Origin of the sequence: Paenibacillus sp. RS8, from assembly GCF_041956825.1 — a bacterium.
In the GTDB taxonomy this organism is placed as follows: domain Bacteria; phylum Bacillota; class Bacilli; order Paenibacillales; family Paenibacillaceae; genus Paenibacillus_AQ.
In genome coordinates, this window is sequence record NZ_CP168131.1 from 6,242,977 (window position 1) to 6,267,308 (window position 24,332).

A 24,332-nucleotide genomic window follows, 5' to 3' on the forward strand; every position below is an offset into this window, starting at 1 on the left:
CCTCTTTGTCTATCTTTTCGATGGATGATTAGGGAGGTTTTCCCTAAAAAACCTTATTTCCGTGTATTTATCAGAATAATTAGGTACATTTTCCCTAATTCACATTATGAGCGTTACTGTTGAGGAAGTGCGGAACTTCTATTTCCTTATATTTTTAAAGAAAAAGCGCCATTCATACTCTAAAGAGTATAAATGGCGCTCCTCGGCTCAGTCCGGCGCTTGTTAGCTGCCGATCCGCTGACTCGTTGAAGGAAATGTAGACTTACGCTCTTCCAGCTGCAGAAGGCGCTTCAATTGCATTTCTTCTACACCGAGAATTTGCCCGCACTCACGAACGGTGATAAAGCCTCGTTTGTACGCGGCAATGACCTTGCTTTTGTCCATCGGTTTAACGATCCTTTCACTTAGCTTACAGATTCTACTACCCAGTATCACTGAACTATAGCGAAAGTATACGTTAAAAAGTACACGGACGAAGGAGCAAGAAGTATTTATTTTTTACGATAGAAAAAGGTTTCCGTCGATTCAAAGCCATATTGTGCTGGAGTAAAGATTTGCTCTGTGCTGCCTACAAACAAATATCCACCGGGACGTAAACTTGCCGAGAACTTATGGTAGAGCTTATTCTTCGCCTCTTCAGTAAAATAGATCATTACATTGCGACAAATGATAAGATCAAAGCCCTCGTCGAACTTGTCCAGCAGTAGGTTCTGTTTGCGGAAATCTATGTTTTTCTTAAGCGTATCACTAACTTTGAATAAAGGACCCTCGGGTTTGAAATAACGAGCAGCAACATCCTTAGGCACATCCTTTAAAGAACGTTCCAGATACAAGCCCTGCTTTGCTTTGGAAAGCGCACCGTCGTCAATATCCGTAGCCAGAATGCCAGTCTGTCCCAATAAATTCTTATCCGATAAAATCATAGCCAGCGTATAAGGTTCTTCTCCAGTGGAACACGCAGCGCTCCACAGCTTTAATCTGCGACCAGATTGTTGTATGTCAGGAAGAATGATATCTCGCAATACTTCCCATCGATTCGGATTCCGCCAAAACTCGGAGACGTTAATCGTCATTCGGTCCAAAAATTCATAAAATAATTCCTTGTCCTTCATCATTGCGGCAAAAAAATCACTAAAGGTATGATATCCATTCTTCACACGAAGAGTCGTTAAACGCCGCTTCATCTGCGCTTCTTTATACTGAGCTAGATCAATTCCGGTGCTTTGCTTAACATGATGAATAAACCCAATGTAATCTGAATCTGCTGTTAATGCTGCAACATTACGATCAGACATGTTAATCCCCTGCCTCCCGCTTGGCTCCTAAATCCAGAGTGCGATCTCTTTGTTATACAGATTCAGTTCATCTGGCGTAAAGAAATTTGCAATTTCTCGTTCTGCACTTTCAGGCGAGTCTGATCCATGAATCAAATTAAGCGGTGTATGACTGGCAAAGTCACCGCGAATTGTACCCGGCATAGCTTCTCCTACCTTCGTTTTACCAATGAGTGTACGGGACAATGTTACAACATCATCACCTTCCCATACCATTGCAAACACTGGACCTGAGGTTATAAAAGAGACCAGCTCTGAAAAAAAGTCCTTGCCAGCATGCTCCGCATAATGTCTTTTAGCTTGGTCTTCACTAACTGTAATCAGCTTTGCAGCGACCAGCTTAAAGCCCTTATCTTCAAAACGTGAAACAATACGCCCGATTAATCCACGTTGTACTCCATCCGGCTTGACCATCAGATACGTCTTTTCCATAGAGGCACTCTCCAATTCCCCATAAGTTGGGTTGTTTTGACGCTATCTTAACAGAAACCGCGCTTTCTGGAAACGTTTAATTTGTAATCACCAAAACCTCAATAAGCTCTACCTGTTACAAAAAAGGCAATATCACGCAGATTACGCTTAGTCTTGTTGTTAGGCAACTGATCTAGTGCGGCAAGTGCCTTCGCGATATAACGCGAAGCCAGCTCCTCGGAACGGGCGATTCCGTCTCCAGAAAGAATAAGATCAATAGCACGTCCTACTGTGCTGTTGCCTTCGCGAATAGACTTCAACTCCTCAAGAAGCGGGGCTCGCAACCTATCATCTTCCAAGCTATAAATGACAGGAAGGGTAATATTTCCTTGCCGCATATCACTGCCCGGGGGTTTACCGATTTGCTTCTCGGTGCCTGAAAGGTCGAGTAAATCATCACGGATTTGGAAGGCCATCCCTACATTATATCCATAATTATAAAGTAGACGTGCCACCTCTGGATCTGCATCAGCAGCAAGTGCTCCAAGTTGGCAGCTAACAGCAATCAACAAGGCTGTTTTGCGGCGAATTCGGCGTAGATAATGACGCACACTTTGCTCACTGTTAAAGAAGTCACGAATCTGCTCCATCTCACCGATCGACATTTCAATCATAGCCTTGGACAAAATCTGATGAATTCGCGGATTCTTCAGCTCCGTCGTCATCACCAGTGCTTTCGCATATATGTAGTCACCGGTGTACATGGCAATTTTATCGCCCCATTTGGCCTTAACAGTAAGTTCACCTCGGCGAAGTTCTGCATCGTCAATGACATCATCGTGAACAAGTGATGCACTATGAATTAGTTCCAGCGGAATCGCCACACGCTTCAGCTTCTCTAGATCATACTTGCCAAACTTTCCTCCCATTAAGACAAATACAGGGCGCAATCTTTTACCGCCAGCTTTTAATAAATGCAGGGAAGTCTCGGTTAGCAGGTCGTCATCACCCTGTACGCTACGATACAACTCTTTTTCAATCTGATCCATGTCTCTGTTCAGTAATCCGAATATTTGCAGTCGTTTCATTCCTTCACCCGTGTCAACAGTTTATGACTCCAAATCTCCATCTTCACTGCCTGCGGCAGCAGACCCATCTCATAGGCATAGCGGAAATAGAGGTTCAGACCTTTCTGCTGCCTTTCTCCAAAATCATAGCATAAATTGCGAAAGTACCCTTCCCAATAAGACTTAGTACCTCCAATTGTCGTACAGGCTGCAAGTACAATAGGATCTAAATCACTTAATCCCCGGAGCTTACTCTCAGCAAAAGCTTCTGCAATCTCAGCTATGGCTTCCGGTTTGTCCTTCGCTGCCTTTCGATTCACCGCCCAGACCGCAAAGGTCATCCCTAAGCCCGTCCATTCTTTCCAGAGCTCTGCTAAATCCGTTACGATATAACCTTGATCCTGCCAAGAGGCTTTAATCGCATGATCACCAATGAGTAAACAGGCATCTGCTTGATGCATCATGGCATCCAAATCAGGATTAGCACTAATATATTCTGGTTTATTGCCAAAAGCTTTTTCCATTAAAATTTTCAGCAAGTTAACCGATGTTGCAGAAGTGTTCGTAACAGCAATCGTACCTGAACCTATCTGTGCAAGAGGCACCCGAGAAAAAAGAAATATTGACCTCACCGGACCGTCCGCACTTACCGATAAATCAGGTAACAGCAATAACTTCTCACTGGCTTCAGCATAAGCAAAAGAGGATAACGCACCTACATGAATCGTTCCGCGACTCATCCCCTGATTAAGAATGGCAGGTACTTCACTCACCATCTCTGCAGGATATTTCAATGCAGAGGGATGAAAATTGTGAAATACCGGCCATGAGTTGGTATAGCTGATTTTGCCGATGATGGTGTGGCTGTTATTCTCCATTCTTTCAATCCCCCCATCTGCGAAATAATTGATGTTCAATATTAAAGCTGTCAAGCACTTTACCCACCATGAAATTAATCAGATCATCCATACTTTGCGGTCCAAAGTAAAAAGCCGGCATTGCCGGAATGATCCGAACCCCCAGACGGGACAGCTTCAACATATTCTCTAGATGAATAGCATGCAGAGGTGTCTCACGAGGTACAAGGACCAGCGGACGTCCTTCCTTAAGCATAACATCAGCAGCACGAGTCATCAGATTATCTGAAGTCCCATTAGCAACTGCTGACAATGTTCCCATGGAACAAGGCATTATAATCATCCCTTCTACACGAAAGGAACCACTTGCGATCGTTGCGCCGATATCAGCGACAGGATGATAAAGTAGAGAACCGGGATAGCCCTTGAACTTTTCGTTCAAAAAGCCTTCCCGGTCTGATGCGATATAACCTAGTTCTTCTTTAAATACGCGCCAGCCCGCATTGCTTACTACCAAATGCACGGAGTAGCCTAGCGATAACAACGTTTCGATCAGACGAATACCATAAATAGCACCGCTTGCCCCTGTAATTCCTACCACGAAGTTTTTCGGTTTAGTAAGCGTCATTTTTTGAAATGCACCACCAAGTCAATCAAAGTGAAAGAGAACACCACGATGCTCAGCACGCCGTTCATAGTGAAAAAAGCGGTTTGCAAACGACTAAGATCACTAGGGGATACAATATAATGCTCATAAAAAAGAATAATATAAGCAAGAATCATACCTGCCACATACCACCAGCTTAAATCCGTCAAAAACAACAGCGATACGAATCCAATCGCCGTGAGAATGTGAAATACGCGAGCAATAACGAGCGCACCTTGAACCCCAAACCGCACTGGAATGGAGTTTAAGCCCTCTTTAATATCAAACTCAACATCCTGACAAGAGTATATAACATCAAAACCAGCAGTCCAAAATACAATTGTGAAGTAAAATACCATTGAAGTCCAATTCACACTTCCGGTCACTGCTACCCATCCGCCCAGAGGTGCAAGCGCAATGGTGAGGCCGAGGATAAGATGGCATGCCCATGTAAAGCGCTTAGTGAATGAATAAATGACAAGAAAGAATACAGCGATAGGTAAAAGCTTAGCTGACAAAGGGTTCAACTTAAAGGCTGCCCAAAAGAGTAAGAAAAACGAAATGCCGATAAAAATGACAACTTCACCGATCTTGAGTAGCCCTGCAGGAATCGCTCTTCCGGCTGTCCGCGGATTCTTGGCATCACTAATTCGGTCAATCAATCGATTCAACCCCATAGCTGCACTACGTGCTCCAAACATGGCGATTATAATCCAGCCTATTTGGCTCCAGGACGGGAGACTATCATTCATGACAACAGATCCCAGTAAAGCCCCCATAAAGGCAAATGGTAAAGCAAATACCGTATGTTCAAACTTAATCATTTGCAAAAAGATACCGATTTTCTTAAACATTTCCGTTCTCCTTGAGCCCAATATGTAATGCCGCGATGCCTCCGGTCAAGGGGAAGGATTCCACTTTTTGAAGTCCGGTTTCACGGAAAATAGTGGCTAGCTGCTCCCGGTCAGGGAACAATGCCAGTGACTCTGGCAGCCATTTGTATTGCTCGTACCTTTTCGCGAATAGCTTACCAAGCAGTGGGAGTACACGCTGGAAATAGAAGAAATATACGCCTTTAAACGGCTGTTTCATCGGCTTCGATAGCTCCAAACACACAACCATTCCACCAGGTTTTACTACCCGCTTCATTTCGTTAAGCACTTGAACAGGATCTGGCACATTGCGTAGACCGAATCCAATCGTTGCATAATCAAATGCATTATCTTCAAAAGGTAACTCCATAGCATTGCCTTGCACCAGCGAAATACGGTTCTGAAGCTTGCGCTCTTCAACCTTACGGCGTCCGACTTCAAGCATGCCGGCACTAAAATCCAGTCCGATTACATTGCCAGTCTGCGAGGCTTCCGCCAAAGCGATGCTCCAATCACAGGTTCCGCAACATAGGTCAACGGCGGAATCCCCACGCTTCATCCCCATCTTCTTCATCGTGAATTTACGCCAAGCCTTGTGGCGGCGAAAGCTTAGGATGTCATTCATTAAATCGTATTTTCCAGCAATACTCTCAAACACGGAATGCACAAACTGCTCTTTTGGTTTGCTGTTGTCACCCACAGCAGTTGTCGTCTTTTCCATAGTCATCCATTAACCCTCCACGGCTGCTTGTCCTGTGACCTTCATCTGCAGAAGAAAACGATCCAGCGCGATCTCTAGCTCTCTAAGCAAACTCTCGTCTTTAACACTTTGCAATAGTCCCTGAATAGACTGAAGCGATTGATGCAGCTTGTCTGTCAGTTGAGAATCACATTTATATTTCATTTTCAGCATCTTCCATTCCTTCTGATCAAGGTTCCGGTCTTGAAGCTGCTTGCATTCTTCCTCCGTTGCAGTCTCCATCATCTTCCAATAGCAATAGCCATTCCCTGCATTTGCAGGATCATCACTACGTGAAAGCTCGAGAGCAACGGTCTCGCATTGACTGAATTCTGCCAGCAGTTTCTCCCACAGCTCCACTACAGAGTTCTCAATCAAAGGCGTAAAAGAAAGGAACAGCCGCATATTCAGCTGTACCATATGCCGCAAGTATTGTTCAGCCGAAAGGCGTATGCCTCTCATTTTCACATAGAGATTCGCTTTCAAGACATTGAAATCTGCAATTGCCTTACTCAAGATTCCAATCATCTCGATCTGATCACTCTTTGCAAGCAAATGGTAAAACCAGCTACTGAAGTAATCACCAGCTAGCACCTTCAATTGACGGGAACGCATAGGATCTCCCCCCCGTCTATCATTTGAACGGTCAATTACCTCATGAGTGTCCAGTCCCAGTTGAACAAGCGCTGTCACAAGCGTGTACAACTCTCCGGCACTCCCTTTTGCAGAAGAAGCGTGATTCAGAAAAATATATAACAAATGACCCCGGCCATCAGAAAACGGCGGCAATTCCGTATGCTTCTGAATCATGTCGTAGTCTGTGTAGGGTTTAGCCAGTTGCGGTATGCAGTACGGTTTCATTTCAGCCTCCGAAGCCATTGACATAATAATAATTCGTTTGTTCACAATCTTGTCTATTATATCACATGTTTTTTTGTCACGCACTGTGATACGTCTGAGTTTCTTTTAATCCATTCATGGATAAATGAACTGTTTCTTCCAGAGCTCGGTTTCACTAATGCGGAAGCCCGTTTTGAGACGATCCGATATAGGAAGATTCCCCCTAGACTGGAGTTCATCTTGCAGCGCATAAGACCACTCCGAACGTCTGATATCTCCAGCTAACAACAGTCGTCGGCTACCAAGCCATTTATCCTCTACGACAATGCGAAGTAAAAGCTGATTCACATTCGAAGTTTCTTGAATAGCAAAGGAAATGGCCTGAGCCATATTTTGATAGAGTTCCTCAGGTTCATGATCGTTCCCGCTCACTTTTAGATCCAGTGACAGAACATGATCTTCCCAGCCTACGCTATCTATGGATAAGGTCAACGGAAGAGCGCCCATAATATCAACAAGATTGTCATTGCCCAGCACTGTGTTATGGCTGCCAGTAAAAGTCTCCACTGTTCCATTTCTCTGCTGTACGGATGAGTCTAAGTCTGCCAGTTTCGGCAAAATAATAGCAGAGGTCGCAGTCAAGAGTAATACAGCACCGACCAACCAGGCTTTGTTCATGGACACGCCCCCTTATCCATAGTACCCACTTTTATGCGGATATGATCATTCACCCTTACTATATTTTGAAAAAAAGCAGGCTATGCCTGCTTTTCAGCTTTCACTTTCCAATTGTCCATGTTTCGTTAAAATTTCAGCTTTACCGCGGATTTTCATAGCTGAGGTATGATCGGTAAATTGGGCAATCAACACCTCACCCTTGTCTAGCTTCTCTGTATGATGAAAGCGTGTATCCGTACCTCTAGTTAGACCAATCACTTGAACGCCGTTCTCTTTAGCCTTAACCACAATATAGTCGCTGCCTGTCGGAAGCGGATTTTCGTTCGTCTTTTTATCCGTCATTGCTGATCCTCCTCTAAGCCTAATGTACAGCCCATGATATCCGAAAAAACAAATGCCGCCTTGGAGGGCGGCATAGTTGTTACTTAAAAAGACTATGGGATTGATATGTAGAAATCTTTATTTGATTCCGTCTTTCAGCGCCTTACCAGGTTTGAAAGCTGGCACCTTGCTTGCAGGAATTTCGATTTCTTCACCAGTTTGTGGGTTACGGCCTTTACGTGCGGAACGTTCGCGCACTTCAAAGTTTCCGAATCCAACCAGTTGTACTTTGTCACCGCTTTGCAGTGCTTCTGTAATTGCTTCGAAAACCGCATCTACAGCTTTAGTAGCATCCTTCTTGGGAAGTTCAGTTGCTTCTGTAACTACATTGATCAAATCAGATTTATTCATGTTTTCTCACCTCCCTGAGTAAATTTCCGGTATCATACACTGTTTCCGTTTCAACGTAAAATATACGTGATAATCCCGTTTATTACTGATCACTGGCGCCCATAGACCTTGAAGCGCAACAAACTTATAGTAATACAGCCCATCCATAAATTCAAGCAGTAAGACAAAAAAGGAGTAGAAATTATCATCTATGCTTGCGTAATTATCTAATTTCTATCTATTTTTATAGACCTATAAGACCAGGATAATTCTGCTTTTCCGCATAAAAATTGAGTCAGATTCACCGTTATTATAGGAACTAGGAATCAAGTTTCGTTATTTTTACACATAAAAAGAGTGGGATCTCTCCCACTCTTCCAATCCGCTTAAATTCAGGTTAGAGAATAATTGCAATAAGTCCGCCTGAGCCCTCATTGATGATCCGACCAAGCGTTTCTTGCAATTTGTAGCGCGCATTATCCGGCATCATTGCAATTTTGCCTTGAATACCTTCCCTTACAATGGAATGCAAGGAGCGCCCAAAAATATCGGATTCCCAAATCTTGATCGGGTCGTTCTCGAAATCCTGCATCAGATAACGAACCAACTCTTCGCTCTGCTTCTCTGTTCCAATGATTGGTGAGAACTCAGATTCAACATCAACACGAATCATATGAATAGATGGTGCAGTAGCCTTTAAACGAACCCCAAAGCGAGAGCCTTGACGAATCAGCTCAGGTTCATCAAGAGCCATTTCAGCTAACGAAGGAGCAGCGATACCATATCCGGTAGTTTTGACCATTTCTAAAGCTTCCGAGAAGCGGTCGTACTCCCTTTTTGCATGAGAGAATTCCTGCATCAGCTGGAGTAAGTGATCCTTGCCGCGGATTTCAACCCCCACTACCTCCATCAGAACTTGGTCGTACAGCTCTTCTGGGGCATACAGGTCGATCTCTGCTACACCCTGACCCATGTTCATACCACTTAGGCCAGCTTTATCGATAAAATCATACTCAGTGAACTGAGATACTAGGCGGTCAACATCCCGCAAACGGCGAATATCTTTTACCGTATCGCGAACGGAGTTCTCATAGCTACTACGCAGCCAGTGATTCTCTCCAAGCACCATAACCCAGCTTGGCAAGTTTACGTTCACTTCATGTACTGGGAATTCGTACAACACCTCACGAAGTACACCGGTTACATCCTCTTCAGTCATGTTTGCCGCGCTAAGCGTCATAACAGGGATATCGTATTTGATGGCTAGCTCGCTGCGGAGCTGCTGCGCTTCCTCACTGCGTGGCCGAGTGGAGTTTATGACCAGTACAAATGGCTTACCCACTTCCTTCAGCTCTGCAATGACACGCTCTTCAGAGTCCACGTACGAGTTCCGCGGAATTTCTGCAATCGTACCATCTGTTGTTACTACAACACCAAGCGTTGAATGCTCCTGGATGACCTTACGTGTTCCGATCTCTGCCGCTTCCTGAAAAGGAATTGGCTCCTCAAACCAAGGAGTAGAGATCATTCGTGGTCCATTCTCATCCTCATAGCCCTTAGCGCCTTCTACAGCGTAGCCCACACAGTCTACCAGTCGAACGTTAACCTCAAGTCCTTCCGCAACCTTGATTTGGACTGCGTTGTTAGGCACGAACTTAGGTTCAGTGGTCATAATTGTTTTGCCTGCTGCGCTTTGCGGAAGCTCATCCACAGCTCTTACCCGATCTGCCTCATTCGTGATGTTCGGCAGGACGATTGTTTCCATGAAGCGCTTGATAAATGTCGATTTCCCCGTGCGAACCGCGCCGACGACGCCAAGATAAATGTCTCCGCCGGTACGCTCGGCAATGTCCTTGAAAATATCCACTTTTTCCAAAAGAGATCCCCTCCTCATATTACTCCGAAGAAAAAATGCCTGAAGAGCATCGACTTCGCGTTCCGCCGGTAATCTGACCCTTGCAGGACATCAACCGGACTTATCGTATGCCCGCCCGAAGCCTAGCTGCTTTCGACCGGGACGTACTTGCCCCGCGCTAAACTCCGAATGCTCGGACATGCATTTGGACTAGTATCATCATATGTATCCGGAACGAATTTATGACCCATAATCGCGCATTTTGCAATGTAATTTCTAAAAAAATTAGTTGTGCGCGCCGCAAGGCGTCTGACGCCCGGAAGCTTTCTCATCCATCATATGAGATAGGATTCATTGATAGAACAGCTATTTTAAGCAAGCGAAAACACCTTCGATGTCCCGAAAGGACGCTAAGCGTTTATGGGAGAATTATAAGGATAATGTATACGTGAAACTTATACTTTTTATATAAAAAAAGAACTTCCCCCTCGGCCAGAAACCGATGTTTGGGGAAGCTCTTCTTCTAAATGGCAGTATTTTATGTACACTTAACTAGGAGGCTGCGGAATCGGCTGATTGTTAATCCATAAATACGGCAAAGACTTCACGGGCACGTAATAGGATGCCTCCTCCAGATCTAGTCGCAAATCTTTTTTCTCGTCATGTTCTCCACCATTCTTATCGATGGCAGCCATTATATCAAAAACATAATCTACGTAGACCGTACCAGTCTTATCCATGATGAATTCAAGAACCTGGCCGGAATAGACACTAGTTAATGATATGGAGCTCGTTCCTGCCTTCTTATGATCAATGGTGTACAGTCCAGGATAAAGCTCATCAAGCATAGGTAGAGAGCCGTCATGAGCTGATTTATAACGATTAATCTGTCGCTGCACATCATTAACCTTTTGAACGGTAACAAGGTCCATTACCTTAACTACTGGATCAATTTCCTCATTTAAAATTAGAAAATAAGCACTTCCTCCCTGTTCAAAAGCCGTTGCAGGAATATCATCCAAATATCCCTTATTGTTAAGCTTGCCCAGGTCTATACGGAACTTCTCATATCTTGGAGTAGTTTCATCCGCATTAAGAATCGGAAGCACACCTTCCTCCTGCTGATAATCATCCACGGCTGCTTGTATCCGCTTAACACTTTCTCGATAATTAACACTAGCTCGTTTCTCTTCTCCTGGATACAGACAACCCGAAAGAGTAAGAGTAATCGACATCACTACTAGACAAAGTCTTGCTCCTGCCTTTAGTTTCTTCTTTCTTCGTATAAACTCCAACCGAGTCCCTCCCACGGTGAAAATCTGACACTACCACAGCTCATCTTCTTCCCCACGCCGCGCTGCTTCAAGCTTACGGCGCACAGCAGCCTTAAGTGGATCTTCTGGTACCTGAACGGTCACATCGCCCCATACGGCAGCCTGACAGGCCAGACGCATTCCTTCTTCTAACGCAGTTCCAAGCTTACGCCGTTCAACATCTCCAGGTGGTCTAACCGCTGAGGCCTCTTCATCTGCAATATTAACTTTGCACATCAGGCAGCCTGCTTTGCCTCCACAGCGAGTGGTTATCGTTACTCCGGCTTTACGAGCTGCCTCCAGTACGGAGATACCGCGATTCACGACAGCTTTACGACCTTCAGGTTGAAATACGACGGTGACGCCATTTTGCGGTTTCATGATGTTACTTCCTTCCTTATCGCTATGTAACTGCTTACATAATCGAAACAACTCCGCCCAAGAGGCCAACTAACATGATGACAAACGCTAGGATAGATAGCAGTGCTTTAAGCAGCCCCTTTGTTTTGCTCCGAGCAAACGTTATTAGAAACACAGACAGTCCCATAATCAGCATTGCAATCAGGGACAACCACATTTTTGTCATCGGATCCAAGGTCAAAGCCCCCCATTCGCCTGTAATATATTAGGGACTATTATATCATGACCTTATCCTATTCTGTAAAAAAACATCATTTTTTATATATTATTATTTAGATAATTTTGTTTGTGATAGTTTTCCAATCAATACAAAAAAAGAGCAAAAGATAACAGAATCTGTATGGATTCCGAATCTTTTGCTCACCCAACCTAAAGCTATTTTTTAAGCATCATTTTCATTAAAGACTCCATTGTGCCGGTACCTGCGCCGCCTTTTTTGACGGCATTGATAATTTCCTGCACAGTAGCTTCACTGACCGGCACTTTAGCCATCGATGACACCTGCTTAATTAACTGGCGGAGCTGGGCTTCATTCTGCGTAGTTCCTGGTTTGACCGTACTGGCTAGCTTTTTGACGGCACTTTCCGTAATGTTCTTGCCCGCCTTTTTATTAATGGCGTTCAATGCATCCTTGGAAAAATCTCTGCTCACTTTTCATCCCTCCTCCGTCAATCCCCAATACAACATATGAGAATTCGCGGAAAAAGGTGAACAGGATCAGGAATGCCACTGCTCCCAAGTTTCCTGAGATATCGCCTCAAGCTCAGGTTTACGATCACGGCCCATCAGAGCTTCGACAGCACTACGTGGACTTCTGCCTTTAAAAAGCACATGATAAATTTGATCTGTAATGGGCATTTGGACACCTAGCTTGATGGAAATGGCATAAGCAGCCTCTGTGGTACGAATACCTTCGACTACCATCCCCATTGACTCCAGCACCTCATCCAATGGTTTCCCTTGCCCGAGCATAAAGCCTGCACGCCAGTTACGGCTGTGCTGGCTGGTAGCAGTCACTACAAGATCCCCGATACCTGCAAGCCCTGCAAAGGTCAAAGGATTCGCTCCAAGCTCAACGCCCACCCGAGAAATCTCGGCCAGTCCACGTGTCAGAAGCGCCGCCTTAGCGTTATCCCCAAATCCAAGACCATCGGATAGACCTGCACCGAGTGCAATAATATTCTTTAGTGCACCAGCAAGCTCTACCCCTACCTGATCGCGGTTCGTATATACACGAAAATCATTGTTAATGAACAATTCCTGTGCTTCTGCGGTACGCTTATCATCAGGTGAAGCCACAACAACCGTAGTAGGACATAGGCGCACTACTTCCTCTGCATGACTCGGTCCGGAGAGAACGACAATCTGCCCTTCGTTACAGCCGAGCTCCTCAGCAATAACGATGGACATCCGTTTCTTGCTTTCAGTCTCAAAGCCCTTCGTAGCATGAACGCATAGCATATCATCCTTCCAGAACGGCTTCAGACTGCGAGCAACCTGCCGCATACCTGAAGATGGGGCCACAATAACAACCGCTTTAGAACCGGAAACTGCGGTCTCCATATCAGTGGTTGCAATGATGTTTGCGGGCAGGGAAATCCCCGGTAAATACTTATTATTCATATGAGAGCCATTGATCTCGGCAGCTTGATCAGAGTTACGTGTCCACAGATAAACTTCCGAGTGATTAGCAGCCAGCACACTTGCCAGCGCAGTTCCCCAGCTCCCCGCTACTAGTACGGTTACTTTATCAGACAACACGATTCCCTCCTTTTACTTTTGAGCCTATCTTATTCTCACGGCCCTCCACAATCTTAACAATATTCGTCCGGTGCCGCCAGAAGGCAAAAACCGCGATAATAATACTGGTCCAGAGCACTGGCTGGGTAAATCCTGTCAACAATAGAAAGACCGGTGTCAGCGCGACAAAAATTAACGAGCCAAGTGATACGTAACGAGTGATAAAGATAGATCCTATGGCGATGACACCGGCGAGCAGCGCTGGCCATAAACACAATGTAGCCATAACGCCAATCGTAGTAGCGATGCCCTTCCCCCCACGGAAACGAAAGTAAAGCGGCCAGTTATGTCCAACAATGGCAGCGATTCCGCAAAGAGCAGCAACCCAGGTTCCCCAGCCACCTACCCAAGTTCCTAACCAAACAGCGGCAACACCCTTTAGCACATCCAGCACTAGCACAGATATCGCAGGACCTTTCCCCAATACACGTAGTGTATTGGTAGCCCCCGCATTGCCGCTTCCATATTGTCGGATATCAATTCCCTTTAGCAGCTTGGCAAACAGCACACTAAAGCTGACAGAACCAAGCAAATAGCTTACAACGATAACCAGAAGTTCAAGCGCCACACTTCTTCTCCCCTAACCTTCGTTTTCGGATTTGCGCCGTGTAAAGAGACGGATTGGCGTTCCCTCGAAATTAAACGCCGCACGGATTTTATTCTCCAAGTAACGTTCATAGGAGAAGTGCATCAGCGATGGGTCATTTACGAACACCACGATCGTCGGTGGCTTCACCGCAACCTGCGTTACGTAGTTAATACGCAAGCGACGGCCTTTGTCAGTTGGAGGAGGATTAATCGCAATGGCATCCGATACAACATCGTTCACCAGATGCGTAGTAATGCGCAGTGCGTGCTGTTGTGATACATGCTGCACCACAGGTAGCAGTTTTTGCAGTCGTTGTTTAGTCAAAGCCGACAAGAAGACAACCGGTGCGTAACTCATAAACAAGAAATGGTCACGAATCTTAGTCTCGAAGTTTTGCATAGTCTTGTCGTCTTTCTCAATAGCATCCCATTTGTTCACAACAAAAATTGATGCCTTACCTGCTTCATGTGCATAACCAGCAATATGCTTGTCCTGATCGATGATACCCTCTTCACCGTTAATAACAACGAGGACCACATCAGCCCGTTCAATCGCACGCATAGCACGCATAACACTGTATTTCTCAATGTTCTCATATACTTTACCTTTTTTGCGCATACCCGCAGTATCGATAAGTACATAACGTTGTCCATCACGTTCAAATGGTGTATCAATAGCATCTCGAGTAGTGCCTGCAATATCACTAACGATAACGCGTTCTTCACCCAGAATCGCATTAACTAGAGATGATTTACCTACATTCGGACGGCCAATCAATGCAACACGAATGACATCATCATCGTATTCATCATCTATTTTCTCTGGCAGACGTTCTACTACAGCGTCCAACAAATCACCGAGTCCTGTACCATGACTACCGGAAATCCCGATCGGATCTCCAAAGCCTAGGCTATAGAACTCATAAATATCATCTGCACGCTTCATATTGTCCACTTTATTGATGGCAAGAACGATTGGTTTACCTGAACGGAACAGAATCTGAGCTACCTCTTCATCTGAATTCGTCACACCGCTCTTCGCCTCACACATAAATACAATAACATCCGCTTCTTCAATCGCCAGCTCCGCTTGTACGCGGATTGATTTTAGAATCGTGTCATCTCCATCAATTTCAATACCACCGGTATCAATCACACTGAACGACTTACCGTTCCAATCTGAAATACCATAAATCCGGTCACGTGTAATCCCCGGTTTATCTTCTACAATGGCCATTCTATCGCCAATCAGCCGATTAAAAATCGTCGATTTCCCGACGTTAGGCCTCCCAACGATTGCCACAACGGGTCTTGCCATATTCATTCCTCCTGTCATCCTTACGATACTCATCATAGCAAAAAACATTAAAATTGGCTAACACTCATGTTAGCTTTAATAAATCTTTCTGTTACCGGAAAAAGAGAATCGGCGAACCCCCGTATCGAGGGCTCGCCGATTACTTTACCCGTATATTCAAAAAGCAGGATTAGTTATTACCTTTGAATTTGTCCAACTTGTCACCAAAACGTTCAGCAAGCGTAAAGCTAAGGCCTTCGTTGCTTAGAGAAACGTTAGGGTTGTTCAATACTTCTTTAGGAGCTCTGTCTCTGCTGTTGCTGCGTTCAGGTCTAGCAGTAGGTGCTGGAGCTTCTTCTGTTTCTTTGATGCTTAGGCTAACACGTTTCTCGGATGGGTTGAAGTCGAGTACTTTCACTTGAACTTCTTGTCCTTCTTTCAATACTTCGTGTGGAGTAGCAATGTGTTTGTGGGAGATTTGCGAAATGTGCACAAGACCTTCCACCCCTGGAAGCAATTCAACGAATGCTCCGAAGTTCACAAGACGTTTTACAACGCCTGTTACAACATCACCGATGTTAATTTCGCCAGCAGCAGAGTCCCAAGGACCTGGAGCAGCAGCTTTGATACTCAAGCTGATTTTTCCTTTTTCAGGATCAACCTTAAGTACTTTAACACGTACTTTATCACCTTCGGAAACTACATCAGAAGGTTTCTCTACGTGATTCCAAGCGATTTCGGATACGTGTACAAGACCATCAACTCCACCAACATCAACAAATGCGCCGAATTGAGTTAGACGTTGTACAGTACCTTCAATGATTTGACCTTCAGACAGTTCAGCCATAATTTTGAGCTTGTTGGCTTCGAACTCTTCTTCAAGGACTTCTTTAGCGGACAGGATTACTTTGCTGTTCTCACGGTCAAGTTCTTTCACTTTAACGCGCAGGGTACGGCCTTTGTAATCACTGAAATCTTCAACGAAGTGACGCTCAACCATAGAAGCAGGGATAAATCCACGTGCTCCAACATCAGCAACTAGACCGCCTTTAACAACGTCAGCTACAGTAACTTCGAAAGCTTCTTGGGAAGCAAAGTATTTCTCAAGATCTTCCCATGATTTTTCGCTATCAACAGCACGTTTGGAAAGAACAAGGCTTTCTTTGTTGTCGTTGATGCTAACAACTTTACATTCTACTTCCTGTCCAACTTCTACTGCTGCTGCAGCGTTGTCCAGTTGTACTGCGGACAATTCGCGAATCGGAATCACGCCGTCGTATTTATATCCAATGCTTACATAAGCTTGGTTATCTTCGATTTTGACGATTGTTCCTTTCACGGTATCGCCTTTTTTCAAAGAAATGATTTCCAAGTCAGCTTGGTTAGTCACTTCTTCTTCGTTAACGGCAGCAACTTCTTCTACAGCTCCGTTATTTTCTGTCACAGCGGATTCCACCGCTTCTACGGTTTCATTACTCTCCGTAGCTTCCTGATTTTTAATTTCTTCAGACATGTGATTAGCCTCCTCGATTCAAAACCCCATTTATTTAAACCTGCGTATAGCAGAGTTCAAAACAAGCACTGCTTGGCATTACAAATTACACTTGAAGATAGTATGTTCCAAAAAATAGCGACTATGCCGTTATTTAATCGTAGTACTGGACGAAATTTATTATTTCGTTTATCCCTTAACTAACAGTTGGTATACCCGACTTCTTCATCTCGTTGATGCGTTCCATAATGACATCGGTAACAGCCTCGAGAGATTCACTTCCTGCACCGACAAATTGACTGAGATCTATAGGAGCCCCATAGACAACAACCATCCGTCGAAAGGGTTTGTACTCACCGACAATAGCAGCTGGAACAACTGCAGCACCGCTTCGAAGTGCGAAGCTTGCAGCCCCTTTCTTGGCAACTCCGGCGTCAGAGTTACGCGTACCCTCCGGGAAGATACCCATGACATTACCACTACGAAGTGTGTTAAGGGCCGTTTTAATGGATTCTTTGCTTACGCCACCACGTTTGACCGGAAAAGCACCCAATTTGTTAATGAGCCAGCCAAGCACAGGAACCTCAAACAGTTCTGCCTTAGCCATATACTTTACCTGACGGTCTAGCTTAATCCCAATAGTCATCGGATCTAGCAAACTAATATGGTTGGCACAGAGCAGCACCCCGCCTTCCTTTGGCACATTCTCTTCCCCCACAATCTTAAGCGGGAAAACAATTGCGTAAATCAAGCGAAGCAATCCTCGGCAAAATACATAAATCATAAATGATTTCTCTCCCCGTCAACATGAGATCTGCAATGGGATACAATGGCCTCAACGACTTGATTGATATCCATATAGGTCGTGTCCAGAAGAATTGCATCTTCCGCACGGCGCAGCGGTGAAATCTCCCGTCCTTCATCCAGACGATCTCGCTGTGCAATATCATGTTCAAGCTGCTGAAGTGTCACCGATTCCGCGTCTCTCAATTCCTTATAACGACGGAGAGCTCTTTCTTCCACACTTGCCGTCATAAAAATCTTTACTTCGGCATCGGGCAGCACGGTTGTACCGATATCGCGGCCATCCATTACAACGCCTTTGCGAAGCGCCATCTGACGCTGCAAATGACTGAGTCTGGACCTTACACCTTCGATCTTCGAATACTGCGACACAAGGCCGCTAACCTGAAGACTCCGAATATGCGGCGTTACGTCTTCCCCATTAATCAGCACCTTTTGGATGTCTTTTTCCGGTATAAGCTCAATAACCATGTCGCGAACCTTCTGGTTCACTTGATTCTGATCTTCCGGCTCTATGCCTTCACGGATCATATACCAGGTGATTGCCCGGTACATTGCGCCTGTGTCGACATAAATATAAGACAGCTTCTGGGCTACCAATCGGGCTACAGTACTCTTGCCTGCCCCGGCAGGTCCGTCGATGGCGACGTTAATTCTGTCGTAAGTATGTGTACCCTGCCTATCCAACGGGGCATTCCTCCTCAAACACTCTTTCATAAGAAAAGCATCTAGCGATGTCAAGTTCGTTCCTGCAATATCAAGAAGCACATACAATTGGATATGCTTGATGATATTATCAAGAAAAAAGCAGGCATTGCCTGCGACTTATAAAATTATACCACAGTTTATACGTCAGTGCAAAATCAGAACGCTTAATAGAGCTTAGAAAAATGCCTATCGGTTGCGGAAATCAAACTGACGTTCAAAGCAATAACGTATTATTTTCTGACGCTCATTATCTGTAATAGCCACAAATTTCACCATGGCCAATTGACGCCCATTTTCAAGCTTTTTAATTCGCACCACTTCACCCTCAAAATCCACATGCTCAATACTACCGTTTCTATACGGCACTAGAACCCAGCAGGACAATTTCGCCCCCACATCGAGCTTCACCTGGTTATCCACCAAGAAAGAGGTTCCTCCTCCACCAATATCATCTGTACGTACAAGGAATCTTTTACCAAGGTTATCCTTCACAGCTAATTCAAGATCTGCATTCACTCGAAAAAAGCTCCGTCTCTGAATTTTGAAAATTGAATCCGCCTCTGGTTTTTGGATCCGTACCATACGAATTACATCTTCTTTAAACCCGAGAACATGAGTATTAAAGTAATTCTTAATGCCGCCCTCAGTTATAAAGTAAACCGAAAGCTCGTCCCCCATAAAAAGTCGTTTTAGACGACCGTTACTCTCCTGCATAGGGATTTCAATCAGAAACGCGTCGTTTTCTGTCTCTGCAATTCTCGATCTATATTCAACTTCTGCTTCAGCAGCGTCACTGGAAGCAACCTGTATGTATAGATATTCATTAATTTTAGGATACAAAGATGTCACCGCCAAATCAGTATAGTTAACAATGATTATAGCATGGGAATATCACCCAATGAGATAAATATTATTTGAATTTAAAAATAAAACAGGGCTCATCCATAATATGGATAAGCCCTGTTCTTTCACTTTTGTTCAACTCCCGAAGAAGCTCTGATTTCTTCCACAGACTCTTCAATGCCATCATCCGCATTAAGATAAATACGATACTGAGTACCATTTACCTCTCCGCCAAATTCGTAAGTCAAGACTTCTACGGAGTCCTCATTTTTAATCCAAGCCATGCGATGATAGTTCTCCTTGAAATCCGAATTCAGGAATTTCTTTGCTTCCGCAAGGGAGAGCTTAGGCTTTGGAATCTTACGATTGTCCTTATGTTCATTGACATATTCGCTAGCCTCAAATCCAACCGTTGTCCCAGTATCAAGTCCTATGCGAATCGTCATTTTCTCAGGATAAATCAACACATCGTTCTGGCTGGTTACAAAGGTTAAATTCCCAATATTATCATAACGGTCAGCGTTCACCGCAGTCATATGAGGATATCCCTTTTTCTTAAGAAACTGCTCTGCCTTGGTAACCGCCTCTTCTAAAGATACCTTAGCTGGACCAATCTCACGGTTATCATAATAAGAGATCAGCAAACCACCATTTTTGGTGAAATCCATACTGATAATCTGCTTATTATTCGAACCGCTGACAGTAGCCGTATAGGAAGGCCAATCCGTATTTTTGCCGTTTTCTTTCACATCTACCTTAGCATTGGAGCCTGCATTTGCAAACTTAATGGCTTTACGTTTGATATCTTCAACTGAAACAGGGGTGCCCCCCAGCATTTTTACAGAACGTTTTTCGTAAATGCTTGCAACTGAAGGACCCCAATCCAGTTCAGGGTAACCTTCGACACGTTTGTCCACCGACTTGAAGCCGTCAATAATCGAATTATCCTCTGCCTTTTTCTCTGTAGCCAGTGCGGTCTCGACATCCATCCAGCGCAGGCGGCTACCGATCACTTTATTCTGAACATCTTGCAAATCTTTAGAGATTTCTCCAGAACTCTTATACAATGCTTTTAAATTGCTCAATTCGCCATCTGTCAAAGGCTTCTTAGTGAAATCACGAATCCCGGCTTTATAAGAAAAGTTAGAGATTTTGGACAGAAACTCCTCCGTTTTGCTAAATGGCAGTAATGTGAGCGGCAACTGATTAATTTCATTTTGCGCTTCACTGGTCATCCGCCACACATTAACAAGTCCTTTGCGGTGCATCCCGTTAGAAGCGGAGTTAACAGCTAGTGTGTTCCCGAGCTCTCCATGAAGACGTTCCACATGGTAAGACAAATCATGAAAGGCACGCTGATATTGGTTCTCCGCCTTAATTAGAATCGCATTCTTCTCCTGATTCTCCTGATAACCCCACACGAGCGCTCCAATTAACAGCAGCGCAGTCAGGGGGAACATTACAGCACTTAATCTTTTGTACATAGGGCTACAAGACTCCTTTCGATAGCTTATTGGCGTTAGTTTGACAATAAACTGGGAGTCTTATGCACCCGTCTGTAACACAATGTGACTAAAGTGTATGAACAAAGCTAATTCCTTCAAAATTTCATATCATAGCACTTAAGCTCTCTCTTCAATCTCAAAGCCACTGCTATTACTGCAAAGGCATTGCTTAAAGCCGGTCTGAATAACACCCTGCTCTTTTATCCCTCTTAATATGTAGGTCTCACCGCATTGTTTGCAAAGTATACGGACTTTTATACGCAAAAAAAGACACCTCTCTCCTCTCTGGAATTCCCCGCTAAGGAACAATCCTTTGAATATAAGTGTGTCCATCTCGATTATAGGTTAACCTCTTCTTCTCGTTTCAGAAAGCGGAAAGGGGATCGGCTATTAGCCCTATCCACTTTCCCCATTCCTCCGTACCATAGAATAGCCATCAGAGGAACAATAAACCATATCCAGTAGTTAGCTGTCGTACTCAAAATAAAGTCATAAATCCCATGCCACAGCCATGGCAACAAGATAGAGATCAACAGAATCCCTTTTGTTTTAGCCCCTTTTGAGAACTTGGCTCTCCCTAAGTGATAGCCCATGATCACACCAAACATAGCGTGTCCAGAAACCGGAAGTAGTGCTCTCAGAAACATGGAACCGATTGAAGCATTGCTATACCAAGCGTACATTACATTTTCTATTGTTGCGAAGCCGAGCGAAATCGCTACGGCGTATAGTATCCCATCATATGGCTCGTCAAATTCGGTGTGATTGTAAATCATATGGTAAAGCACAAACCATTTTAGACATTCTTCCACGCCAGCGGATATAAGAAACGACTCCACATAAGGACCGCCATTCAGCCCCAGCATCAGCCCTCTCTGAATGATCATAACAGGAAATACAATCAGTAGGCCTAGCAGGAACACCTTAATGACGATATGAAGCGGTTCTTGATCATACTTGTCTTTCAGATAAAAAAAGGTCAGCAGAGCAAGTCCCGGCGCTACTGCCGACGAAATAACCGATAACACGAGCACCGAATAACCTCCCTATACCCCTAGCGCCTAGTACTGCTGATTTACAGCAAGGCAGATAACAGCTTTAATTCAAGAATGACCGCCATACCATCAAGAACAAGACTAGGGCTAATCAGCCAAGCATAAACGCCTTTGGCGTCCTTATAAGGACGGTAAGCGTTTATGCGAGAAATATAAGAATAGAGTATAGTGTGAAACTTATACTTTCTTATATTTCAAAAAGATGCTCATCAGCCCTATCATGCTAATTAATCCTGACGCTTAAAATGAGTGCACAACAACTGGACTGCATTCTCCGACATTACTGTCTTCCCGTATTCGTCGAGAACAGCTTCTGTAACCGGTGAGGAATCTCCAAACTCGGCAAGTACGCCAACAAGACCTGACAACGCCGTTTCTTCAAATTCCTTTGGATCGAAGTACAGATACCATTTATTGTTATAAGAATACAGTTTCCCCTGGGAAGTAATATTACCGATGAGCACATGAGCCGCTTCAACAAGAACCTCGAAATCGCGGAATGCATATACAATGGAGTCGCTTTGTTCAAGAGTAACTTCCATTTCGTAAATCTCTTCTGGCAATTCTTCTTCCCCGGACGCACCGTACTGATGGTGATCATATTTTCCTCGGGTCACTATAACGACCATGCCTTGCGCGGGCAATGCGAAAACTTCTACGGCAAGCGGACCAGTAGCATCAAAACCTAGTTCACTATATGCTTGATCCATCATCTCCGTAAACAGGTCATGTACCTTGGGAACTTCCTGCCACATGTCTTCCTTCTGGATGCCCCGCTCGCTCAGGTCGTCAAAAGTGAGGAAAATCCGTATCTTATCTTGACTTAATCGCTCTATTCTCATGACAGGATCCTCCTTTTGCAAGCTCATTTATTATAATGTATGATGAGTCCCGAGTAATGAGCCAAAAATGGTTACTATGTATGTATGTTATCATTTTGCAGAGATAAATGCACGAAAATAAATATATAAAATCCTCTAAACCTTGCCACTACTGAAGAGCCTATTCTACTTCATAAACCATTTTCAAGAGCTTGAATATAAAAAAGAATCATCCTGAGGAATATTTCATCCTCAAAATGATTCTGAAGGAGACCTTTACGGTTACAATCCCGGTATGGCTGTATGCGTATCTTTTAGAATCTGCTCCACTTCGCTCTTCACTTCAGGATTGTTGCGAATGAAATCCTTTAGTAATTTGAGATTGGATTCTTTTGATTTTGCCGGCGATTCCATTTTATGCTCAGAAGTTCCATTGTTCGAGCCATTACTTTGCGCATTATTGCTTGCATTACTGCTTGAAGCAGCAGTGTTACCAAATCCTGTCGTAGCCATACCAATTATTTTTTCTTTTGCTTTATCTGCGGCCCCGCTCATGGAACCACCTGATTGCCCCAGCGAAGACATTAAAGAATTCCGCTTTTTGGACATAATCATACTGGCTGCGGCGCCCATCAGCACCCCGCATAAAAATGACGAAGTATTCATAATCCCAGCCTCCTTGTATGGTAAAATCATGTTTAGTGTTCGCGTAAAGATTCCAGCTCATACAACCTAATCACAAGAAAGCGAGATGAAAAAAGTGGGTAAAATGACATCAGTGCTGCTATTAGCTACCTTGCTGCTGACTTCCTGTAGCAATAGCGGAGGAGATAGCAACAATACTAAGGAAACAACCACAACAAATAATCAGCCCACAGCGGCAGCTACACAGAGCGTAGAAACAGAGGCACCAACAGCGGAAGTTGCAGTCACCCCTACACCTCAAGCAACATTAGAAGGTGAAACTGCAGGAAGTAACACCAATACTGGGGCTGAAGTTCCACTTCAGTACCATATGAACAAAAATTATGATATCGTCCCCAATGAAGAATCAACAAATAAAAAGGTCGTTTTGCTTACTTTCGACGACGGTCCCAAAGATGCGAATATGATTAATCCATTAATGGATATTCTGGACAAGCATCAAGCCAAAGCTATTTTCTTCGTGAACGGTTACCGTGTTAAAGCGCATCCCGAGCTTTTAGAGTTAATTCATAAACGCGGAGGAATTATTGGCAACCATAGCTGGGATCATATTATTCTCAAAGACAAGTCTTATGCAGAGGTTAAAAAGCAAATCGAAGATGTTCAGAGCATTGTTAAGGAGACTATCGGTGAAGCCCCTCACTTTTTCCGCCCTCCACATGGTGCTGGCGGTGATGTCGGCAAAAAGATTGCCGCTGAGAACGGGATGCTATATATGACCTGGTCCAACGGATCTTTAGACTGGGAGATGAAAGAGAAAGAAACTGAAAAAACGGATAAATTGATCAAAAATGTAACGGACCAGTTGCACTCCGGGAGTAATATTCTGATGCATGAACTCCCTTGGACAGTCGAAGCCTTGGATAAGTTGCTTACTACACTTGAAGGCAAAGGCTATAGCTTTGTAGATCCCCGCAGCATTGAGCTTAAGATGCGTTAATTCTGGAATAGAACAAAAAAACAGGTAATCA

General features: G+C 44.3%; 29 protein-coding genes. 1 reads left to right on the forward strand and 28 read right to left on the reverse strand.

Translation table 11 applies throughout. From position 1 onward, the window contains the following. Positions 1 to 222 precede the first annotated feature (222 nt). The 28 genes from ACDZ28_RS29380 to ACDZ28_RS29515 all read right to left on the reverse strand — a co-directional run bounded on the left by ACDZ28_RS29380 (position 223) and on the right by ACDZ28_RS29515 (position 23,322). Positions 223 to 384, reverse strand: a complete 162-nt coding sequence (locus tag ACDZ28_RS29380; protein WP_170880309.1) for a hypothetical protein — start codon at positions 382 to 384, stop codon at positions 223 to 225. Positions 385 to 491: 107 nt separating this feature from the next. Next, positions 492 to 1,295, reverse strand: a complete 804-nt coding sequence (locus tag ACDZ28_RS29385) for a protein-glutamate O-methyltransferase CheR (RefSeq protein WP_042129566.1) — start codon at positions 1,293 to 1,295, stop codon at positions 492 to 494. A gap of 27 nt (positions 1,296 to 1,322) precedes the next feature. Continuing rightward, on the reverse strand, positions 1,323 to 1,766 hold the full coding sequence (gene ndk, locus ACDZ28_RS29390; RefSeq protein WP_375103449.1) for a nucleoside-diphosphate kinase: 444 nt from the start codon (positions 1,764 to 1,766) through the stop codon (positions 1,323 to 1,325). A gap of 98 nt (positions 1,767 to 1,864) precedes the next feature. Then, on the reverse strand, positions 1,865 to 2,833 hold the full coding sequence (locus tag ACDZ28_RS29395) for a polyprenyl synthetase family protein (protein ID WP_076119776.1): 969 nt from the start codon (positions 2,831 to 2,833) through the stop codon (positions 1,865 to 1,867). Then, positions 2,830 to 3,690: a menaquinone biosynthesis protein gene (locus tag ACDZ28_RS29400; protein ID WP_339287421.1), complete on the reverse strand. Its 861-nt coding sequence runs from the start codon at positions 3,688 to 3,690 to the stop codon at positions 2,830 to 2,832. The genes ACDZ28_RS29395 and ACDZ28_RS29400 overlap by 4 nt, the downstream gene beginning before the upstream one ends. Before the next feature lie 4 nt (positions 3,691 to 3,694). Next, a complete protein-coding gene (locus ACDZ28_RS29405) occupies positions 3,695 to 4,297 on the reverse strand; it encodes a UbiX family flavin prenyltransferase (protein ID WP_042129573.1) in 603 nt (200 codons plus the stop codon). Continuing rightward, positions 4,294 to 5,169 (reverse strand): UbiA-like polyprenyltransferase, encoded by an 876-nt coding sequence (locus ACDZ28_RS29410; RefSeq protein WP_042129574.1) that lies wholly within the window; start codon positions 5,167 to 5,169, stop codon positions 4,294 to 4,296. Before ACDZ28_RS29410 ends, ACDZ28_RS29405 begins: the two co-directional genes overlap by 4 nt. Continuing rightward, a complete protein-coding gene (locus tag ACDZ28_RS29415; protein WP_139328547.1) occupies positions 5,162 to 5,914 on the reverse strand; it encodes a demethylmenaquinone methyltransferase in 753 nt (250 codons plus the stop codon). Before ACDZ28_RS29415 ends, ACDZ28_RS29410 begins: the two co-directional genes overlap by 8 nt. A gap of 3 nt (positions 5,915 to 5,917) precedes the next feature. After that, on the reverse strand, positions 5,918 to 6,811 hold the full coding sequence (locus ACDZ28_RS29420) for a heptaprenyl diphosphate synthase component 1 (RefSeq protein ID WP_375103450.1): 894 nt from the start codon (positions 6,809 to 6,811) through the stop codon (positions 5,918 to 5,920). 90 nt (positions 6,812 to 6,901) lie between these two features. Further along, complete coding sequence (locus tag ACDZ28_RS29425; RefSeq protein WP_042129578.1) at positions 6,902 to 7,444, reverse strand: hypothetical protein; 543 nt, start codon at positions 7,442 to 7,444, stop codon at positions 6,902 to 6,904. Positions 7,445 to 7,537: 93 nt separating this feature from the next. Next, positions 7,538 to 7,786, reverse strand: a complete 249-nt coding sequence (gene mtrB, locus ACDZ28_RS29430; protein WP_042129580.1) for a trp RNA-binding attenuation protein MtrB — start codon at positions 7,784 to 7,786, stop codon at positions 7,538 to 7,540. A 117-nt stretch (positions 7,787 to 7,903) separates the two neighbouring features. Next, entirely contained in the window at positions 7,904 to 8,176 is a 273-nt protein-coding gene (locus tag ACDZ28_RS29435; RefSeq protein WP_036676223.1) for an HU family DNA-binding protein, read from the reverse strand. A 376-nt stretch (positions 8,177 to 8,552) separates the two neighbouring features. Beyond that, positions 8,553 to 10,031, reverse strand: a complete 1,479-nt coding sequence (gene spoIVA / locus ACDZ28_RS29440; RefSeq protein WP_042129583.1) for a stage IV sporulation protein A — start codon at positions 10,029 to 10,031, stop codon at positions 8,553 to 8,555. A 527-nt stretch (positions 10,032 to 10,558) separates the two neighbouring features. Further along, positions 10,559 to 11,305, reverse strand: coding sequence for a hypothetical protein (locus tag ACDZ28_RS29445; protein ID WP_375103451.1), 747 nt, complete (start codon positions 11,303 to 11,305; stop codon positions 10,559 to 10,561). 30 nt (positions 11,306 to 11,335) lie between these two features. Beyond that, the gene (locus ACDZ28_RS29450) at positions 11,336 to 11,704 is read right to left on the reverse strand and encodes a 2Fe-2S iron-sulfur cluster-binding protein (RefSeq protein ID WP_042129587.1); all 369 of its coding nucleotides are present in this window, start codon (positions 11,702 to 11,704) and stop codon (positions 11,336 to 11,338) included. 34 nt (positions 11,705 to 11,738) lie between these two features. Continuing rightward, positions 11,739 to 11,918, reverse strand: a complete 180-nt coding sequence (locus ACDZ28_RS29455) for a DUF2768 family protein (protein ID WP_042129589.1) — start codon at positions 11,916 to 11,918, stop codon at positions 11,739 to 11,741. 200 nt (positions 11,919 to 12,118) lie between these two features. Beyond that, on the reverse strand, positions 12,119 to 12,394 hold the full coding sequence (locus ACDZ28_RS29460; RefSeq protein ID WP_042129590.1) for a stage VI sporulation protein F: 276 nt from the start codon (positions 12,392 to 12,394) through the stop codon (positions 12,119 to 12,121). 66 nt (positions 12,395 to 12,460) lie between these two features. After that, complete coding sequence (locus ACDZ28_RS29465) at positions 12,461 to 13,501, reverse strand: NAD(P)H-dependent glycerol-3-phosphate dehydrogenase (protein ID WP_042129591.1); 1,041 nt, start codon at positions 13,499 to 13,501, stop codon at positions 12,461 to 12,463. Further along, on the reverse strand, positions 13,494 to 14,111 hold the full coding sequence (plsY, locus tag ACDZ28_RS29470) for a glycerol-3-phosphate 1-O-acyltransferase PlsY (RefSeq protein ID WP_042129592.1): 618 nt from the start codon (positions 14,109 to 14,111) through the stop codon (positions 13,494 to 13,496). Before plsY ends, ACDZ28_RS29465 begins: the two co-directional genes overlap by 8 nt. A gap of 12 nt (positions 14,112 to 14,123) precedes the next feature. Next, on the reverse strand, positions 14,124 to 15,449 hold the full coding sequence (gene der / locus ACDZ28_RS29475; protein WP_042129594.1) for a ribosome biogenesis GTPase Der: 1,326 nt from the start codon (positions 15,447 to 15,449) through the stop codon (positions 14,124 to 14,126). Between the two features lie 169 nt (positions 15,450 to 15,618). Further along, positions 15,619 to 16,941, reverse strand: coding sequence for a 30S ribosomal protein S1 (rpsA, locus tag ACDZ28_RS29480; protein ID WP_170880310.1), 1,323 nt, complete (start codon positions 16,939 to 16,941; stop codon positions 15,619 to 15,621). A gap of 175 nt (positions 16,942 to 17,116) precedes the next feature. Beyond that, positions 17,117 to 17,704: a lysophospholipid acyltransferase family protein gene (locus tag ACDZ28_RS29485; RefSeq protein WP_375103452.1), complete on the reverse strand. Its 588-nt coding sequence runs from the start codon at positions 17,702 to 17,704 to the stop codon at positions 17,117 to 17,119. Next, complete coding sequence (cmk, locus tag ACDZ28_RS29490) at positions 17,701 to 18,411, reverse strand: (d)CMP kinase (RefSeq protein WP_231573844.1); 711 nt, start codon at positions 18,409 to 18,411, stop codon at positions 17,701 to 17,703. The genes ACDZ28_RS29485 and cmk overlap by 4 nt, the downstream gene beginning before the upstream one ends. 207 nt (positions 18,412 to 18,618) lie before the next feature. Next, positions 18,619 to 19,272: a flagellar brake protein gene (locus tag ACDZ28_RS29495; RefSeq protein WP_042129598.1), complete on the reverse strand. Its 654-nt coding sequence runs from the start codon at positions 19,270 to 19,272 to the stop codon at positions 18,619 to 18,621. A gap of 128 nt (positions 19,273 to 19,400) precedes the next feature. Further along, a complete protein-coding gene (gene ypeB, locus ACDZ28_RS29500; RefSeq protein ID WP_375103453.1) occupies positions 19,401 to 20,759 on the reverse strand; it encodes a germination protein YpeB in 1,359 nt (452 codons plus the stop codon). Positions 20,760 to 21,118: 359 nt separating this feature from the next. Beyond that, the gene (prsW, locus tag ACDZ28_RS29505) at positions 21,119 to 21,814 is read right to left on the reverse strand and encodes a glutamic-type intramembrane protease PrsW (RefSeq protein ID WP_060622689.1); all 696 of its coding nucleotides are present in this window, start codon (positions 21,812 to 21,814) and stop codon (positions 21,119 to 21,121) included. 248 nt (positions 21,815 to 22,062) lie between these two features. Further along, the gene (locus ACDZ28_RS29510; protein WP_042129604.1) at positions 22,063 to 22,677 is read right to left on the reverse strand and encodes a genetic competence negative regulator; all 615 of its coding nucleotides are present in this window, start codon (positions 22,675 to 22,677) and stop codon (positions 22,063 to 22,065) included. Between the two features lie 261 nt (positions 22,678 to 22,938). Further along, positions 22,939 to 23,322, reverse strand: a complete 384-nt coding sequence (locus ACDZ28_RS29515; protein ID WP_042129605.1) for a hypothetical protein — start codon at positions 23,320 to 23,322, stop codon at positions 22,939 to 22,941. Between the two features lie 85 nt (positions 23,323 to 23,407). Here ACDZ28_RS29515 and ACDZ28_RS29520 point away from each other — a divergent pair, with 85 nt between their 5' ends. Further along, the gene (locus ACDZ28_RS29520) at positions 23,408 to 24,301 is read left to right on the forward strand and encodes a polysaccharide deacetylase family protein (RefSeq protein WP_375103454.1); all 894 of its coding nucleotides are present in this window, start codon (positions 23,408 to 23,410) and stop codon (positions 24,299 to 24,301) included. Positions 24,302 to 24,332: the final 31 nt, after the last annotated feature.

What these genes read in the sequence shown, in the direction of transcription:
- ACDZ28_RS29380 (WP_170880309.1), bottom strand. Translation starts at nt 384, where the DNA reads ATGGACAAAAGCAAGGTCATTGCCGCGTACAAACGAGGCTTTATCACC.
- ACDZ28_RS29385 (WP_042129566.1), bottom strand. Translation starts at nt 1,295, where the DNA reads ATGTCTGATCGTAATGTTGCAGCATTAACAGCAGATTCAGATTACATT.
- ndk (WP_375103449.1), bottom strand. Translation starts at nt 1,766, where the DNA reads ATGGAAAAGACGTATCTGATGGTCAAGCCGGATGGAGTACAACGTGGA.
- ACDZ28_RS29395 (WP_076119776.1), bottom strand. Translation starts at nt 2,833, where the DNA reads ATGAAACGACTGCAAATATTCGGATTACTGAACAGAGACATGGATCAG.
- ACDZ28_RS29400 (WP_339287421.1), bottom strand. Translation starts at nt 3,690, where the DNA reads ATGGAGAATAACAGCCACACCATCATCGGCAAAATCAGCTATACCAAC.
- ACDZ28_RS29405 (WP_042129573.1), bottom strand. Translation starts at nt 4,297, where the DNA reads ATGACGCTTACTAAACCGAAAAACTTCGTGGTAGGAATTACAGGGGCA.
- ACDZ28_RS29410 (WP_042129574.1), bottom strand. Translation starts at nt 5,169, where the DNA reads ATGTTTAAGAAAATCGGTATCTTTTTGCAAATGATTAAGTTTGAACAT.
- ACDZ28_RS29415 (WP_139328547.1), bottom strand. Translation starts at nt 5,914, where the DNA reads ATGACTATGGAAAAGACGACAACTGCTGTGGGTGACAACAGCAAACCA.
- ACDZ28_RS29420 (WP_375103450.1), bottom strand. Translation starts at nt 6,811, where the DNA reads ATGTCAATGGCTTCGGAGGCTGAAATGAAACCGTACTGCATACCGCAA.
- ACDZ28_RS29425 (WP_042129578.1), bottom strand. Translation starts at nt 7,444, where the DNA reads ATGAACAAAGCCTGGTTGGTCGGTGCTGTATTACTCTTGACTGCGACC.
- mtrB (WP_042129580.1), bottom strand. Translation starts at nt 7,786, where the DNA reads ATGACGGATAAAAAGACGAACGAAAATCCGCTTCCGACAGGCAGCGAC.
- ACDZ28_RS29435 (WP_036676223.1), bottom strand. Translation starts at nt 8,176, where the DNA reads ATGAATAAATCTGATTTGATCAATGTAGTTACAGAAGCAACTGAACTT.
- ACDZ28_RS29450 (WP_042129587.1), bottom strand. Translation starts at nt 11,704, where the DNA reads ATGAAACCGCAAAATGGCGTCACCGTCGTATTTCAACCTGAAGGTCGT.
- der (WP_042129594.1), bottom strand. Translation starts at nt 15,449, where the DNA reads ATGGCAAGACCCGTTGTGGCAATCGTTGGGAGGCCTAACGTCGGGAAA.
- rpsA (WP_170880310.1), bottom strand. Translation starts at nt 16,941, where the DNA reads ATGTCTGAAGAAATTAAAAATCAGGAAGCTACGGAGAGTAATGAAACC.
- ACDZ28_RS29485 (WP_375103452.1), bottom strand. Translation starts at nt 17,704, where the DNA reads ATGATTTATGTATTTTGCCGAGGATTGCTTCGCTTGATTTACGCAATT.
- ypeB (WP_375103453.1), bottom strand. Translation starts at nt 20,759, where the DNA reads ATGTACAAAAGATTAAGTGCTGTAATGTTCCCCCTGACTGCGCTGCTG.
- ACDZ28_RS29510 (WP_042129604.1), bottom strand. Translation starts at nt 22,677, where the DNA reads ATGAGAATAGAGCGATTAAGTCAAGATAAGATACGGATTTTCCTCACT.
- ACDZ28_RS29515 (WP_042129605.1), bottom strand. Translation starts at nt 23,322, where the DNA reads ATGAATACTTCGTCATTTTTATGCGGGGTGCTGATGGGCGCCGCAGCC.
- ACDZ28_RS29520 (WP_375103454.1), top strand. Translation starts at nt 23,408, where the DNA reads ATGAAAAAAGTGGGTAAAATGACATCAGTGCTGCTATTAGCTACCTTG.